The organism is Shewanella sp. Scap07 (assembly GCF_013394145.1).
GTDB lineage: Bacteria > Pseudomonadota > Gammaproteobacteria > Enterobacterales > Shewanellaceae > Shewanella > Shewanella waksmanii.
The window spans coordinates 3,983,280-3,998,923 of the sequence record NZ_CP041329.1 but is presented as its reverse complement, the minus strand read 5'-3'; the positions used below and the strand labels follow the sequence as shown (position 1 = coordinate 3,998,923).

Here is a 15,644-nt window from a genome sequence, read left to right as displayed (position 1 = left end):
ATCGTTAAAAGCTTAAACGGCCATTAAGTTGTGGGAGGAAGGTATGGCTATGTCTAAAACGCAGTGCAGTGGTGGCTTTAGTGAGATTGTATCGCGAAAAATGCAGATAGATTGCCAGGTGGATATGCCGGCAAAAGCAGTGGATGCGAGCAGTTATCATGTCACTACGACATGGTTAGATGAACAAGCACAGCTGTCACTCATCGAGAGCTATATGCATGAAGAAGACGCGTAGATTACTAATAAATTGCAATGGATTTTTCAAAGCTAGCAGTGATTAGCCCTCTCTATGAGTGCAGCTTGATGCTGGCTTAGAGACGTTTATTTAAAAACAGTCCGCGCTATTAGCAAATCACTAGCAAAGATAACATGAAAGGGACGTTCGCTCTTTGGTATAGCACAGTATTTATTGGGCTACCTAGCTAGCGCAGTAATATTACTTGCTAGATAAGCATGACAAATAGCGTAAAGCAGCATAAAACGGGTTAATGTTTTGCTAATTAGGCCGATATCACTCTTATAGAGACTATTGGCAGTGCTATGTTTTAGCGCTGCCTTGAGGAGTGGTGTTGTGAACGTGATAACCAAAGCAGTGGGTGCTGCCGAGCCCATCGGTGATTTCAGTCAACTAAAAATTGCCTCTCGAACGACTAATCAGCAAACTAGCCAAGCAACGAGTACAAGTGCACTATCAACCACTGATAATGACGTGGTGCAAATATCTGCTCAAGCTTATCAGGCGCTGGCAAGTGACTCTGGTATGACACTACACGCTCAGCGCCGTGCAAATCAGCAAGTTGCAAGCAAGGAAAGCGCCGAACTTGCCCCCAAAGACAAACTCGATGAACTCATTGATAGCCTCAAGCAGCAGGTCGAAGAGTTGCAAAAGCAACTCGATGAACTCGTTGGCGATCGCTCTGAAGGTGCTGATAAGCAGCGTAAGGTACTTGAAGCACAATTGACGAGTCTATTGGCGCAAATTGCCGCGCTAACAGAGCAGCAGCTTAAGCAACAAGCCTAAGGTTCAAACTTACATCCTAGTATGGCCATCATCTGTGATGTTTGCCTTTTGTCTATCGTGCCGGTGCTATATAAGATAGAAAATTACAGCCTCGTGCTATCGCTGCTGGTGGGTTATCACTGCTTGCGTTAACCATTTTTAACTTCCGCTGTGTTGGTCACATGTTGCAATCTCTGTTTGATTTGGGGCGCGTCGACAGCCAATTTGTCGTGTTATTACCATCTAAAAATATTCACACTTAATACTCATGTTTATGAATTTTTATTCACCATTGGGGCGTGGGTAATCATGTGTGTAGCCCTAAGCTTATGTTGCTGCAATGTTGTTGAGTGTGAACCAGCCAATCGAGCCAATATGAGTCATTTCTCTACACCTTAGGTGTAGTCTCACTCCCAGAAATATTAATGCTTAATAAATAACCTGTTGGCTAATTTTGCTTTATCTATAGCAGTTTAGGCTAAATAACGGCCTGTTTATATATCATTTTCAGTGAAAAATATGATCTGTAACCTGTATTGCGTATACCCCTTTAGAGATATTTGAGTGTTCGGCTAGTGATGGTTGTCACACAAATGTTGCTTTGATGTTTACGGTTAACTTGGGTGTTTGTATAGCTGGAAATGTCTTTTTGACAAGTTGATTACAATAATAAATAGCATAAAAAGTGAATAATATTCACTTTGAGGAGTGTGAGATGAAAATTCAAAAACTCGCGATTGCGATCGCTATCTCTGCGGTACTCGCCGGCTGTAATGACAGTGATGATGGCAACAACGTGACTTGTGGTGAAGGCTCTGAGCTAAACCCGGATACTAACGTATGTGAAGTCACCCCAGTTGATCCTGTTGATCCTGTTGACCCGGTTGATCCCGTGGATCCTGTCGAATGTGGTGAAGGCACAGTGCTCGACCCAGACAGCAACACCTGTATTGTGCCGCCTACAACTGGACCTGTAGATTTTTACAACAGTGATAGCTGGCAAGAAAGTTTCCCTGAGCAACATGCTACGTGGGCGAGTACCGATGAAAATAATCCAGAATCTGGTAAGCCCACAGACCTATTAGAGGCTAACCCAAACTTGGTTAGCGCGTGGGCAGGCTACGGTTTTGCTAAAGATTACAACCGTGCCCGTGGCCATCACTTTGCTTTGACTGATGTGATACAGAGCCTAAGAACCGGCAGTCCCGTTGTCGGGCATGATGGTAAAGTGGTCGGGGAGGCAATGGCAGCCTCTTGTTGGTCGTGTAAGTCTCCAGATGTCGCCCGTATGTACGATCTTATCGGCGAAGGCAAATTTGCCAACAACAGTTGGTCGACCTGGGGCCACGAAATGAGCAACACCATTGGCTGTGCGGACTGTCATGAGCTAGGCGAGAATACCTTGCGCCTAAGTCGTCCTTATACCGAGCGTGCAATGACGCAAATTGGTTATACGTTTGCAGAGCAAAACCATAACGGTCAAGCAAGCCAAACGTGTGCGCAATGCCATGTTGAGTACTACTTTGATGGTACAGATGACAAGAAAGTACGTTACCCATGGGATCACTGGGTACCTGGTGTTGAAACCGATTATGCCAGTGTGGTGGGCTATACAGGTAGCGATGAGCTCTACAAAGGTTTTGCCGCAGAAGCGCAGTTAGCTTACTACGACAAGATTAATTTTAAGGATTGGACTAACGCGATTTCTGGTGCACCATCTCTGAAGACTCAGCATCCTGAGTATGAAAACTTGATGGATCGAACCAGCCACGTTATGCCAAATCACTTGGAGTTCAGCTGTAACACTTGCCACATGCCACAGGCAGAGAATGCTGAAGGGGTAATGTACTCAAATCATAACGTTAAGTTTGATGCTAGCAAGCTGCCAAGCGATTGTACTATGTGCCATAGTGCCAGTGATTTTGAAACTAAGTTTGCTAATCGAAAAGCGGAGATTGATGCACTGCGATTCGATGCTAATGGTACCGATCCTCGCCTAACTGAAGTTCACTTCAAAGCGCAAGCTGTGTGGGCTGCCAACGGCGTAGAGGGGATTGAATCAGGCAAGACCATTGGCGAAGCAAAAGGCAATTATGAAGCTGCACTTAATGCTGGAAACGAACTCGCTACCGAGATGAATAGTTTACTGGGCAAAGTGCGTAATGCGCAGTGGTTCTGGGATAGTGCCACGGCATCGCATGGTATCTATGCACATAACATCACCGAAGCCAAGCGCCTATTGGTTAAGTCTAATACCTTATTAGATGCCGCCCTTGTTGAGGCTGATGCCCTTCTCGCTAAGTATGCGCCAGACTATGTGTATGATGCGAGTAAGTATGACAGCAAAGCGAAAGTACAAATTGAAGCCGGTCTTGATTACGACAAGATGAAGTCTGATAAAGATACCTTCATTGAAGAGCGTGTTAAGAAAGAGTGGCCAGTTGAACTGCGCTAACTAGCAAGACCATCTCATCTCTATATTTCCCATCAAAAAGCCAGTCCGCTCCAGACTGGCTTTGTTTCGTGTAGCAAGCCATCCCATGTTATTAAACCGTGAAACTTGATTGCCTATACTGCATAATCAATGTGTTAGGGAAAGGCTAGGTTAGACTAATTTGTTTCAAATGCAGGGAAGTGTCATGAATAAGTATCGCATTTTTATTGCCATTTTAGGTGGCTGTTTTGTTATGAACGCGAGCGTTTCTGCCAAAATATACCAGTGCGAAGTTGATGGTAAGAAGGTGTTCCAAGACCATTTATGTGAGGCTGTTGAAAGCCAACAAGAAGTGGCTGTGGTTGAAAACATCAAAAGTGAGTTTACCGAGCAAGAGCGGCGCTTGATTAACAATAATGAAGTGGCGATAGGGATGAGCGAGAAAGCTTTGCTAAAAAGTCGAGGCGAGCCCGATCAAAAACTTCGCTCTGGCCGAGGTGCAGAGCAGTGGCTTTACCAAGGTGAAGACGGCCGGTTTTCTCAAGTAGTTGTGATTAACGGTAAGGTGTACGATTGGCGAGATTGATAGAATAGCTTTTTAGCTATCCAAGAGTGTTCATTTTGTAATATTTCAAGGAAGTGTTTTATATCATGTTTAAATATGAAGAACCCGAAAAAGTTTTTACACCAAAAGGAAAATATGTAAATGACCGGATGTATGTTCATCGAGATGACTTAGAGTATGCCCTTAGAAAAGCACTCAGAAAACCTAAACATATAATCATATATGGAGAAAGTGGTTGTGGAAAAACGTGGTTGTATAAAAAGGTGCTTAAAAAGCAGAAGCTGCATTATGAAGTTTTAAATGGGGCGACAATTAGTTCATTGGGCTCAGTTAGCGATGCGATTAAAAGTTTAAGCGCTAGAATTCAGCCTTTTGAAAGAACTGCTTACGAAGAGTCTAAGAGCGCATCAGGTAATGTTGCGGTAGCAAAAGGTGAGTTAAAGCATAACAATAAGTATGAGGTTATGACTAGCGAACCGTATCTAGAGTTGGTAAAAAAGTTATTTAAAATAGCAGGTTCAAAAGAGTCTATATTAGTTATTGATAACTTAGAACATATTGTGAAAAATGAGGATCACGTCAGAGAACTCTCATCGATATTAATGTACTTAGATGATGATGAATATGCCAGATATAAGGTTAGAGTTATGCTGGTGGGGACTCCAAATAATCTTCGAGATTACTTTTCTAAAGTTGACTCTAGCCAAACTATAATTAATAGAGTTCAGGAGATACCCGAAGTATCCATCCTTGAGACAGAGAAAGTTAAACAACTTGCGAATAGAGGTTTTTTTAATTTAGTTGGGCTGGAATTAGAATCAGATCTTGTTTCGGGGTTTAACAAAGACTACTTTTTGTCGGCGATGTCTTGGTTTTCAACAAATGTACCTCAATATATTCATGAATTAGGGTTAGAGATTTCAATTGAAGCCAAAGAGTTGAACAATGGTGTAATCAATAATGATTTATATAAAAACTGTTTAAGGAACTGGGTTCAGGAGGCCTTGGTCAGTGAAAATGCCAGGGTGGAAGAGCATATTAATTCAAAAGCTACTAAGCACGGTAGAAGAAATCAAGTTATCTACTGTGTTGGAAGAATGAATAGTAATGAGTTTTCTGCTCAGGAAGTTGAAGATAATGTTCGTAGTACATTTCCAGTAAGTACGCAGAATAAAACACTTAATATATCAGCTATTCTAAAGGAACTGTCAACAGGGAATAACCCTTTGATTAGAAAATCACCTAAAGGCACTAGGTATAGATTTTTGGATCCAAAAATAAAAATAATGGCAAGATGGATGTTAGATAAAACAGATAAAGAAAATATCGAAGTAAAAAAATTTGAAGAGAGTATTAAGTTTTAGTCGCCTATTTTATTTTGAGATAAAGCCTGCTAATAACTCCATAGCAGGCTTTATATTTAATTGATTACTCTGGATCGTAATCCAATACCGGTGCTAACCAACGCTCTGTTGTTTCAATGCTCATGCCTTTACGTTTAGCGTAATCTTCTACTTGGTCGCGGCCAATATTGGTCACCCCAAAGTAGCGCGATTGTGGGTGGGCAAAATACCAGCCAGACACTGCCGCGGTCGGGAACATGGCGAAACTTTCGGTGATATTCAAATCAATGGTTTCATCAGGTTTGAGCAGATCCCATAGTAAGCCTTTCTCGGTATGATCCGGGCAAGCTGGGTAGCCAGGTGCCGGGCGAATACCTTTGTATTTTTCGCGAATAAGCGCTTCGTTATCAAGTTGCTCATCGGCGGCGTAACCCCAAAACTCTTTACGTACTCGCTCATGCATACGTTCAGCAAACGCTTCGGCTAATCGGTCAGCTAAACACTTAAGCATGATGGCATTGTAGTCATCGTGAGCGGCTTCAAAACGGGCGACATGTTCGTCAATACCATGGCCGGCCGTCACCGCAAAACCGCCCATATAATCGGCCACACCTGAATCTTTTGGCGCCACAAAATCCGCTAAACAGAAGTTATCGTTACCAACGCGTTCAATCTGCATGCGCAGGTGATGGGTGGTCATCTCCAGTTCATTACGATTTTCGTCGGTATAGATTTCAATGTCGTCATGATTAACGGTATTAGCTGGGAATAAACCAATGACCGCCTTGGCGGTGAGCCACTTCTCTTCAATGATGGTTTTCAACATAGCTTGGGCATCAGCATAGAGCTTGCGCGCTTCTTCACCCACCACTTCATCATCTAAGATTTTAGGGAAGTGACCGTGTAACTCCCAACTGCGGAAAAAGGGGGTCCAATCGATGCGCTCAATCAAGTCTTCTAATGGGTAGTCATCGAACACTTGACGACCGAGCTTATTGGGCACAAATGGGCTGTAGTTATCCCAATCATGCTGGCAGCGGTTGTCACGGGCTGCTTCAATGCTGATTATCTGCTTGCGCTTGGCTTGGGAATTACGCTTGTCGCGCATTACTTGGTATTCGTTGTAGGCATCATCTATGGTCGCTTGACGAGTTTCATCGTTTATCAGCTTAGATACCATAGGCACTGCGCGTGATGCATCGGCAATATAGATAGCACCTTCGGGCGAATGCGGCGCAATTTTCACTGCGGTGTGAATTTTAGAGCAAGTCGCACCACCAATAATGGATGGGATGGTTAAGCCCGCTTTGTGGAAAGACTTAACGTTATGCACCATTTCATCAAGGCTTGGGGTGATCAGTCCAGACATGCCAATAATATCCACATTTTCGGCTTTGGCGACTTCAATGATTTTCTCAACCGGCACCATAACGCCAAGATCTATCACTTCATAACCATTACAGGCCAACACTACGCCGACAATGTTCTTACCAATATCGTGCACATCACCTTTCACGGTGACCATTAAGATTTTGCCGTTAGACTGGCCTTCGACCTTTTCCAGTTCAATATAAGGGTTGAGGTAGGCAACGGCTTTTTTCATCACCCGCGCAGACTTAACCACTTGGGGCAAGAACATTTTACCTGAGCCAAATAGATCGCCCACAATATTCATGCCGTCCATTAACGGCCCTTCAATGACATCCAGTGGTCGATTAGCGGCCAAGCGAGCTTCTTCTGTATCTTCGTCAATAAAGTCGGTGATACCTTTAACCAGTGCATGGGCTAAACGCTCATTAACAGGCTTGCTGCGCCACTCTAAGTCTTCTTTTTTACCTGCAGTGCTACCATCGCCGCGGTACTTCTCTGCAATGTCGAGCAGTTGTTCGGTGTTGTTAGAGTCGGCCACAGGACAAGGCAAGTTTTGCACAACGGCTTCGACCTTCTCTTTAAGATCGGCATCGATGTCATCATAAATGGCAAGCTGTCCCGCATTAACAATCCCCATATCCATGCCCGCTTGAATCGCATGGTAAAGGAATACGGCATGAATAGCCTCACGGACCGGATTGTTACCTCTAAACGAGAATGACACATTCGATACCCCGCCTGAAATCATTGCATGGGGCAGGGTGCGCTTAATTTCACGGGTGGCTTCAATGAAATCTACCGCATAGTTGTCATGTTCATCGATACCGGTGGCGATGGCAAAAATATTGGGATCAAAAATAATGTCTTCAGGGGGGAAGCCCACTTTATCCACTAATACATTGTAGGCTCGGGTACAGATCTCCACTTTACGCGCCATGGTATCTGCTTGGCCAACTTCATCGAAGGCCATAATAATCGCTGCAGCGCCATAGCGCTTAACTAAGGTAGCCTGCTCAATGAACTTGTCTTCACCTTCTTTCAGGGAAATAGAGTTGACGACGCCTTTACCTTGAATGCATTTAAGGCCCGCTTCAATTACTTCCCACTTGGAAGAGTCAATCATGATGGGGACACGGGAAATATCAGGCTCAGAGGCGATTAAGTTGAGGAACTTTTGCATCACCTCAACCCCGTCAAGCATGCCTTCATCCATGTTGATATCGATGATTTGTGCGCCGTTTTCCACCTGGTCGCGGGCCACCGATAGCGCTTCTTCATATTCGCCGGTTTTAATAAGGCGCAAGAATTTAGCTGAACCGGTCACGTTGGTACGCTCACCCACATTGAGAAACAGCGAGTTTTCATCAATGGTCAGAGGCTCAAGGCCAGACAAGCGACAGGCAACAGGGATATCAGGTAAGGCGCGGCATTGATGTTTAATGACAGCTTCACGGATGACACGAATATGATCTGGAGTGGTACCACAACAGCCACCAATAATGTTTAAAAAGCCTTCAGCCGCCCAGTCGCCAATAACGCTGGCCATCTCTTCTGGCGTTTCGTCATAGCCACCAAACTCGTTGGGTAAGCCGGCATTAGGATGCGCTGACACATAGCATTCAGCTATTTTTGAAAGCTCTTCTACATAGGGGCGCAGCTCTTGCGGGCCTAAGGCGCAGTTTAAGCCGATAGACAGGGGCTTTACATGGCGCAGTGAGTTATAAAAGGCTTCGGTGGTTTGTCCGGTAAGTGTACGACCTGAGGCATCAGTAATCGTACCGGAAATCATAATCGGCAGTCGCTGGCCGAGTTGATCAAATACGGTTTCTATGGCGAATAATGCCGCTTTGGCATTGAGGGTATCAAAAATGGTTTCCACCATGATGATGTCGCTGCCGCCGGCAATGAGTGCCTCAATTGACTCGATATAAGCCTCGACAAGCTCATCAAAGCTGACATTGCGATAACCCGGATCGTTTACATCCGGGCTGATAGAACAGGTTCGGTTGGTGGGGCCAAGTACCCCTGCAACATAGCAATGGCGGCCCGTTTCAGCGGCAACTTCATCAGCGGCTGCTCGAGCCACTCGGGCTCCTTCAAGGTTGATTTCGGCCGACAGTTCTTCCATTTCATAGTCGGCCATCGCGATGCGCGTGGCGTTAAACGTGTTGGTTTCGATGATATCGGCACCAGCGAGCAAATATTGCTTATGAATCTCTTTGATGATGTCTGCTTGGGTTAACACCAACAGGTCGTTATTGCCCTTAACATCGCACGGCCAATCTTTAAAACGTTCACCACGAAAGTGTTCTTCTTCTAATTTATGGTCTTGGATCATGGTACCCATAGCACCATCTAAGATCAGGATCTGTTGTTTCAGCTGCGCTTCGATTTGCGCGTTGATTTGCCTAACTTGAGTTATCGGGGTACGGATCGCCATAAATTTTACCTATTTAAAACAGACTGCAACAGACACACATTCGCTCTAAGCGACGTAACACATTGTATAGCATTGTTTATTTGATCAAAATATTGCTTTCATACAATAAGGAGACCAGCGGTTTTAAGTATTAGCTATAGCATGCTTAATCAACAACATGCAGTGTTACTTTTAGATGTTTATACGTATAGACGTCTATACTAATCAGTTGACCTGCTAAGAGCAAGTTTATTGCTCGATGTTTATCGGTTTTCAAGTCCGCTGTTTATCCCACGCTATCGATGTTTACGACCGATAATAGTGCGCTAAGTTTGTACTATGCTTATACAACGTCAAGCAATGGAGATGCGTGGTGATCAACAAAACAACGTTGCCAGCATTTAGGTGGTTAATACTGATACTCGCTTCTATGGTCATTACATGGCCCATGGCCACCAATATTGATTTTAATATTGGTCAGCTCATCATCGTCGTTTCAATTATTTGGCTTGGATTAATAGCGCTGCTATTTGTGATGAGTTTGCGCAGTCAATGAAGCGACGAGTTGGAGTATGAAAACATGATATCTCCAATTACCTTGATACTGGTTATTATTGGTTATATCGGTGTTTTATTCTTAATTGCCCAATGGGCAGAATCAGGCAGTATACGCGCGCAGAAAGTCACCAATAGCGTGTCAGTTTACGTGCTATCTATTGCAATCTATTGCACCAGTTGGACCTTCTTTGGCAGTGTCGGTATTGCGACCACCTCTGGCGTGTTAATGTTGACCATCTATTTAGGGCCCAGTTTAGTTATGCTGGTGCTATGGCCGTTGATGCAGCGCATCTTGCTGGTTAAGCAAGTTTATCATGTCACCAGTATTGCCGATTTCCTATCCGCTCGATTTAATCGCAGTATCACGCTTGCGGCGCTGGCATCGGTTGTGGCTATGGTCGGCGTAGTCCCTTATTTAGCGCTGCAATTAAAAGCAATTAACGGCGCAATAGACACCGTAATTGACAGTGGCGAGCCTGTATATCAAGCACTGACTTGGTTCATTTGGGCTGGAGTAGCATTGTTTACCATTGTTTTTGGCATTCGGCATTTAGATCCAACTGAGCGCCATCCTGGGATGATGTTAGCTTTAGCTATTGAAGGCAGTGTCAAGCTCATTGCGATGCTAGCGGTGGGGTTATTTGTCAGTTTTTACCTGTTTGATTCACCCTTGGCGATATTAACTCAACTGCAACAGCAGTTGCCTGAAATGGCACAAACGATGGCGCAAAAACCTGCATTAATGACTTGGTGTAGCTATTTGTTGTTAGCCGGTTCAGCATTTTTACTCCTTCCTCGCCAGTTTCACGTTATGGTGGTTGAAAACGCCAATGCTAAGCACGTCATAAAAGCGCAATGGATGCTGCCGTTATATCTATTCTTGATGACGGTATTTGTTACCCCCATTGCGGCTGCTGGCTTGTTGTTACTTGGCCCGCAGAATCCAGATATGTTTATGTTGGCTTTACCAATGGCTTCCGGCCAACCTTTGCTGACGCTGTTGGTATTTATTGGCGGCTTCTCGGCCTCAATGGCGATGTTGATGGTGTCTGGCATGACCTTATCGACCATGTTCAGTAATCACATTGCACTGCCTTTCCTGCAACGTTATTTCCCAAACTCCATATTTAAACGCTATTTACTGCAAAGTCGTTGGCTGGCTGTATTTTTGATCCTCGGTGCAGGTCAGGTGTTTTATTTACTTTTGGGCGACTCCTATATGTTGGTCAATATGGGGATGTTGTCATTTTGCGCGATATTACAGTTTATGCCGTTAGTGATTTGTGGCCTTTACTGGCCAACGGTTACCACCAAAGGCGCCATTGCCGGTTTGGCCGCAGGATTCAGCGTTTGGGGTTATTGCTTGTTACTTCCCTCGCTGATGAATAGCGGTTGGTTATCGGCAGATATTTTGACCGCAGGTCCGTGGGGGATAGATTGGTTGCGCCCAGAGCATCTGTTTGGCTCGCAAATGCAGCATATTAGCCATGGGACTTTTTGGTCGTTAATTGCCAATATTTCGACGTTGATCATGGTGAGTCTTTTTAGTCAAACCCCTGCAGAAGAGCAGCGCTACAGCGCTGAGTTTATCGATGTCATGGCCGACAAAGGCGAAGACAATGAAGCCTTATTTGAGTTGCTACCACAGGATATCGACTTAGCCCCCAAATTGACCATTATTGCCGATATTTTTGGTCAATATCTCAGAGATGATTTAGCCAAACTCAAAGTCGATATGTGCCTATTAGAGGTGGGCTTGTCGGTTGAAGACCCGGTTAACGTGCAAGAGTTGGCCAATTTAGAGCGAGCCACAGAACGGTTGTTGAGCGGGATAACCGGGGCATCAGTGGCACATATGGTTGTGACACAATCAAACTTGTATTCGAAGTCAGAAAAGCAGGTGCTTGCTCGCTATTACAGACAGCTATTAACCCAATTGAAAATTAGCCCAGCTCAACTGCGACAGCAGCTTAACTATGCAAAAGAAAAAGAGCAGTTGGCAAAGCAATACTCTGACAAAATGGAAGCCCTGGTTGCCCAACGTACCGAGGAGTGGCAGGCGGCGATGGATAAGCTTAAGCGCACCCAAAATCAGCTGGTAGAGCATGAAAAGCAGGCATCATTGGGTAAAATGGTGGCGGGCATAGCGCATGAGATCAACACTCCTATCGGGGTATGTGTCACCGCCGCTTCGCATATGAATGATCAGGTCAATGAGCTAAAAAGATTGTTCCTAGCTGGTGAGCTAGACGAGCAAGAGTTTGTTCAGTTTATTGATACATGCATTGAGGCCATGGATATTATTTTAAAAAATAATGCCCGCGCCTCAAACTTAATTCAAAGCTTTAAGCGTGTTGCCGTCGATCAATCTAGTGAGCAGCAACGGCAATTCTTACTTAAGGAGTATTTGCAAGAAGTAATATTATCGCTGCGGCCAACATTGAAGCAGTTACCCCATCATATAACGATTGACTGCGACCCTAGCTTAATGTGCCATACCTATCCAGGTGCATTGTCACAGGTGATCACGAATTTGATCATGAATAGTATTTTGCATGGGTTTGAAGCTGAGCAAATCGGCACTATGACCATTCAAGCACAGTTACGAGATGAGACGGTTGAACTGATCTATGCTGATGATGGTATCGGTTTAGATGAAGAGGGGGTAAAAAATCTCTTTGACCCATTTTATACCACTAAGCGCAATGAGGGCGGAAGCGGCTTAGGTGCGCATTTAGTTTACAACTTAGTCAGTCAAAAACTGCAAGGGAAGGTGGATATCAAAACCGCGCCAAATGAAGGCTTGGTTTATCATATTTTATTTCCGAGGTTATTAGTTAAAGATCATACCAAGCCACCGCCAATAAACTTTGATATCTGAGCGTTTACATAGAACTAGGCTAATCTAACCTTGGCGCTTGTAGTTAAAAGTTGATCAACATGCTTGTATCTGCGCCTGCCAAGTCGTTAGGCTAGGTGCATAGTGTTCATTAACAAGCTTATCCATCTGATGAAAATAACCAGCGTATATCTAATGCGTCACGGTCAGTGCCAAGGCGGTCAAATTTTACGGGGCACTACCGATGTCGCGCTTAGCGCGCAGGGGCAAGCCTTGATGCTCGACAATATTGCTAAGTTGGTAGACAAACTTGCGATGCAGTCGCAGCAACTAAACGCGTGTTTTAGCTCACCGCGGCAGCGCTGCATGTCTGTGGCTAAGCAACTTAACAGCCGTTATGGGCTTGCGTATCAGCAGTGCGACGGGTTAGCCGAGATTGACTTTGGCGAGTGGGACGGCCAGCCACTAGATGAGCTATATCAATCTTGCCAGCCGCAACTTGAAGCCTATTGGCAAGATCCATGGGCAAACCCTGCACCCAATGGCGAAACTATGGCAGCTTTTGAAATGCGAGTGCAAACTGGCTTTGAGCACATAGCCAATCAATGCCGGGGTCAACACATATTATTATTAACCCACGGTGGAGTGATACGTCACTTGATGGCACAAGCGCTAGGCGTTAGTCGAGCCAGTGGTTTTTATTCTCAGCTGGATATCCCCTATGGCGCTGTGGTCAATATCACCTTATATCAGGGCGAGGATGGTCAGATGCACTACCGGCTGCATTGGCCTAATGGTTAATCCGTTCGATTTCGCTTAAGTCGGTGAATTGAGGTCGATGTCACTAGGGTGAACTGAGACAACATTTTGCTACTGAGGTTGGCGACTTGGCTGAAAATCGGCATAATAGCCACAGTTAAAGACTATTGGCCGTCTAGATGTCGATAGTCGAAAGTAAGGTGTTGAGCGTCTTATTGGCCTAGTTACTGGGTAAGATAAGCTTAACTTAATAGGGAATTGGGGAGCAGTCTCACTGCCTGCCCAAGCTGTGCCCGCAACTGTACGCCATAACCGATGCTAACCTGCGTTAGGTTATCGCAAGCCAGGATACCTGCCTTACTTTTCGCCAAGAAACTCGAGCGGGTAACTCGAGGGAGCTTGAAATGAAGTACCTCATGATATCGGTTGGCAGCAACTACATTTCCACGGTGACCAAGTGGGAAGTCAGTTAGCGATGCCTACACAAGATTGTCAACATCATAGCGATAATGCACTAAATGTAACTGATCTGCATTGGCATGCGGGTGAGCGCACGATTCTTAAAGGCGTCAACTTGCAGCTTGCTGCAGGTAAAATGTTAGGCATTATTGGCCCAAATGGCGCGGGTAAATCCAGTTTGCTTCGTTGTTTATACCGCTACCTCACCCCCAGCCAAGGGCAAATCTGTTTATTTGGCAAAGATATTAGCCATTACCCTCTTAAGGCGTTTGCTCGTGAAGTGGCTGTTGTGCTGCAAGATACCCCACAGCATTTTGATATGACCACCGAGCAGCTGGTCATGTTAGGGCTGACACCCCACAAGTCTGCATTGTCGCTGACTAGCCAAGCCGACCATTTTGCGGTTGCGCAGGCTCTTGAAAAAGTGGGTTTATCCCATTTAGCTAAGCAAGCTTATGAGCACTTATCTGGTGGCGAGAAGCAACGGGCACTGATCGCCAGAGCCATAGTGCAGCAGCCTAAACTGTTGATATTGGATGAGCCCACCAATCACCTTGATATCCGCTATCAAATTCAGATCCTTGAGTTACTGCATTCGTTAGGCATTACTGTGGTGATCAGTATTCATGATCTCAACCTTGCCAGTGCGATGTGCGATCAATTACTGCTGCTTAATCAGGGGCAAGGCATCGCACAGGGCATGCCATCACAGGTACTCACCGAGCAATTGATTGGTGATGTATTTGAGGTTTGCTGCGCCGTTGCCCCGCATCCACAGCATCAACGTCCGCAAATTACCTACTACTATGGCTATCAAGCCGGTGAAACCCATGCAGGAGGTAATGATGCAAGTTAAACGCACTTTGCCCAAGCAGCTTTATTTCGGCCTCATGGTGATGGCCATTATGTTAGCCAGCACGCTAACGCCGATGCTCGCGGCCAGTTTTGGCGCGGCTGACATTAGTTTTAGCCAAGTCTATCAAATGATACTGGCGCAGTTGCGCGGAGATACGGGTCACTTTGGTGTCACTGAGCGGATTGTTATGGAACTGCGTATGCCGCGTATTGTGCTGGCTTTTGCTGCCGGGGCGGGTTTGGCCGTCGCCGGTGCTGTGTTGCAAACCGTGACCCGAAATCCTTTGGCCGATCCTTACCTATTTGGTATTTCCTCCGGTGCCTCCCTAGGCGCCGTGGTGGTGATAACGCTGCAGGGGCAAAGCGAGCTAGCTGCGCAGCTCAGCTGGCTAAGTTTGCCATTGGGCGCCTTTATTGGCGCGGTATTATCAGTGTTATTAGTGATGGCATTTTGTGGTGGCAGGTTAAGTATTCAGGTGGAGCGTATGCTGCTATCCGGTGTCGCCATCTCGTTTATGTTTGGCGCCATGACCAGCCTATTATTGTATTTCAGTGGTCCACAGGCCGCCGCATCTGTACTGTTTTGGAGCCTAGGAAGCTTTGCCAAAGCCACCTGGGCCGATGTGGGTTTGCCTGTGTTAACTGTGGTGGGTGCGACTTTGATTATTTTGTTGTTTAAGCGCCAAGTGATGGCAATGAAAGCTGGCGATGAAACCGCTCACACCTTGGGCATCGCCGTCGGGCGCTTGCGGGTTGGCATGTTGTTGCTGTGTTCATTGATAACCGCAGTGCTCGTGGCCAATTGTGGTGGTATTGGCTTTGTTGGCTTAATGGTGCCACATATCGTCAGAATGTTGATGCCCGGCCGCTTTGCGCTGCTAACCATAGCCTTAGTGGGGGGCTTATTCATGATATGGGTCGATGTGATTGCACGTAGTTTACTGAGCTATCAAGAGCTACCCATTGGCATCATTACCGCGGTGATCGGCAGTGGTTTCTTTCTGTTTATCTTAGCCAGTAAACGCCAGTAATAGTTCCAATA

The 15,644-nt window shown here is 45.5% G+C and carries 10 protein-coding genes and 1 riboswitch; of the genes, 9 read left to right on the top strand and 1 reads right to left on the bottom strand.

The window, feature by feature from the left end; all coding sequences use genetic code 11:
* Positions 1-43: 43 nt before the first annotated feature.
* The 5 genes from FLM48_RS17510 to FLM48_RS17490 all read left to right on the top strand — a co-directional run bounded on the left by FLM48_RS17510 (position 44) and on the right by FLM48_RS17490 (position 5,363).
* Positions 44-235, top strand: a complete 192-nt coding sequence (locus FLM48_RS17510; RefSeq protein ID WP_179025536.1) for a hypothetical protein — start codon at positions 44-46, stop codon at positions 233-235.
* A gap of 336 nt (positions 236-571) precedes the next feature.
* Positions 572-1,021: a FlxA-like family protein gene (locus FLM48_RS17505; RefSeq protein WP_179025535.1), complete on the top strand. Its 450-nt coding sequence runs from the start codon at positions 572-574 to the stop codon at positions 1,019-1,021.
* A 694-nt stretch (positions 1,022-1,715) separates the two neighbouring features.
* Positions 1,716-3,455, top strand: coding sequence for an ammonia-forming cytochrome c nitrite reductase subunit c552 (locus FLM48_RS17500; protein WP_028771567.1), 1,740 nt, complete (start codon positions 1,716-1,718; stop codon positions 3,453-3,455).
* 184 nt (positions 3,456-3,639) lie between these two features.
* The gene (locus FLM48_RS17495; protein ID WP_179025534.1) at positions 3,640-4,020 is read left to right on the top strand and encodes a hypothetical protein; all 381 of its coding nucleotides are present in this window, start codon (positions 3,640-3,642) and stop codon (positions 4,018-4,020) included.
* A 65-nt stretch (positions 4,021-4,085) separates the two neighbouring features.
* Positions 4,086-5,363 (top strand): AAA family ATPase, encoded by a 1,278-nt coding sequence (locus FLM48_RS17490; RefSeq protein WP_179025533.1) that lies wholly within the window; start codon positions 4,086-4,088, stop codon positions 5,361-5,363.
* Between the two features lie 64 nt (positions 5,364-5,427).
* On the opposite strand, the gene metH is transcribed toward FLM48_RS17490, so the two are convergent.
* A complete protein-coding gene (gene metH / locus FLM48_RS17485) occupies positions 5,428-9,153 on the bottom strand; it encodes a methionine synthase (protein WP_179025532.1) in 3,726 nt (1,241 codons plus the stop codon).
* Between the two features lie 559 nt (positions 9,154-9,712).
* Here metH and FLM48_RS17480 point away from each other — a divergent pair.
* The 4 genes from FLM48_RS17480 to FLM48_RS17465 all read left to right on the top strand — a co-directional run bounded on the left by FLM48_RS17480 (position 9,713) and on the right by FLM48_RS17465 (position 15,633).
* Positions 9,713-12,571: an ATP-binding protein gene (locus FLM48_RS17480; RefSeq protein ID WP_179025531.1), complete on the top strand. Its 2,859-nt coding sequence runs from the start codon at positions 9,713-9,715 to the stop codon at positions 12,569-12,571.
* A 129-nt stretch (positions 12,572-12,700) separates the two neighbouring features.
* Positions 12,701-13,330: a histidine phosphatase family protein gene (locus tag FLM48_RS17475; protein WP_179025530.1), complete on the top strand. Its 630-nt coding sequence runs from the start codon at positions 12,701-12,703 to the stop codon at positions 13,328-13,330.
* A 175-nt stretch (positions 13,331-13,505) separates the two neighbouring features.
* A riboswitch (cobalamin riboswitch) is annotated at positions 13,506-13,663 on the top strand.
* 100 nt (positions 13,664-13,763) lie between these two features.
* Positions 13,764-14,603 (top strand): ABC transporter ATP-binding protein, encoded by an 840-nt coding sequence (locus FLM48_RS17470; protein ID WP_179026418.1) that lies wholly within the window; start codon positions 13,764-13,766, stop codon positions 14,601-14,603.
* Positions 14,590-15,633: an iron ABC transporter permease gene (locus FLM48_RS17465; protein WP_179025529.1), complete on the top strand. Its 1,044-nt coding sequence runs from the start codon at positions 14,590-14,592 to the stop codon at positions 15,631-15,633. Before FLM48_RS17470 ends, FLM48_RS17465 begins: the two co-directional genes overlap by 14 nt.
* The last annotated feature ends 11 nt before the right edge of the window (positions 15,634-15,644 follow it).

Bases quoted from the DNA above. Each gene is read 5' to 3' on its own strand.
- FLM48_RS17510 (WP_179025536.1), top strand. From the start codon at position 44: ATGGCTATGTCTAAAACGCAGTGCAGTGGTGGCTTTAGTGAGATTGTA.
- FLM48_RS17500 (WP_028771567.1), top strand. From the start codon at position 1,716: ATGAAAATTCAAAAACTCGCGATTGCGATCGCTATCTCTGCGGTACTC.
- FLM48_RS17495 (WP_179025534.1), top strand. From the start codon at position 3,640: ATGAATAAGTATCGCATTTTTATTGCCATTTTAGGTGGCTGTTTTGTT.
- FLM48_RS17490 (WP_179025533.1), top strand. From the start codon at position 4,086: ATGTTTAAATATGAAGAACCCGAAAAAGTTTTTACACCAAAAGGAAAA.
- metH (WP_179025532.1), bottom strand. From the start codon at position 9,153: ATGGCGATCCGTACCCCGATAACTCAAGTTAGGCAAATCAACGCGCAA.
- FLM48_RS17480 (WP_179025531.1), top strand. From the start codon at position 9,713: ATGATATCTCCAATTACCTTGATACTGGTTATTATTGGTTATATCGGT.
- FLM48_RS17475 (WP_179025530.1), top strand. From the start codon at position 12,701: ATGAAAATAACCAGCGTATATCTAATGCGTCACGGTCAGTGCCAAGGC.
- FLM48_RS17470 (WP_179026418.1), top strand. From the start codon at position 13,764: ATGCCTACACAAGATTGTCAACATCATAGCGATAATGCACTAAATGTA.
- FLM48_RS17465 (WP_179025529.1), top strand. From the start codon at position 14,590: ATGATGCAAGTTAAACGCACTTTGCCCAAGCAGCTTTATTTCGGCCTC.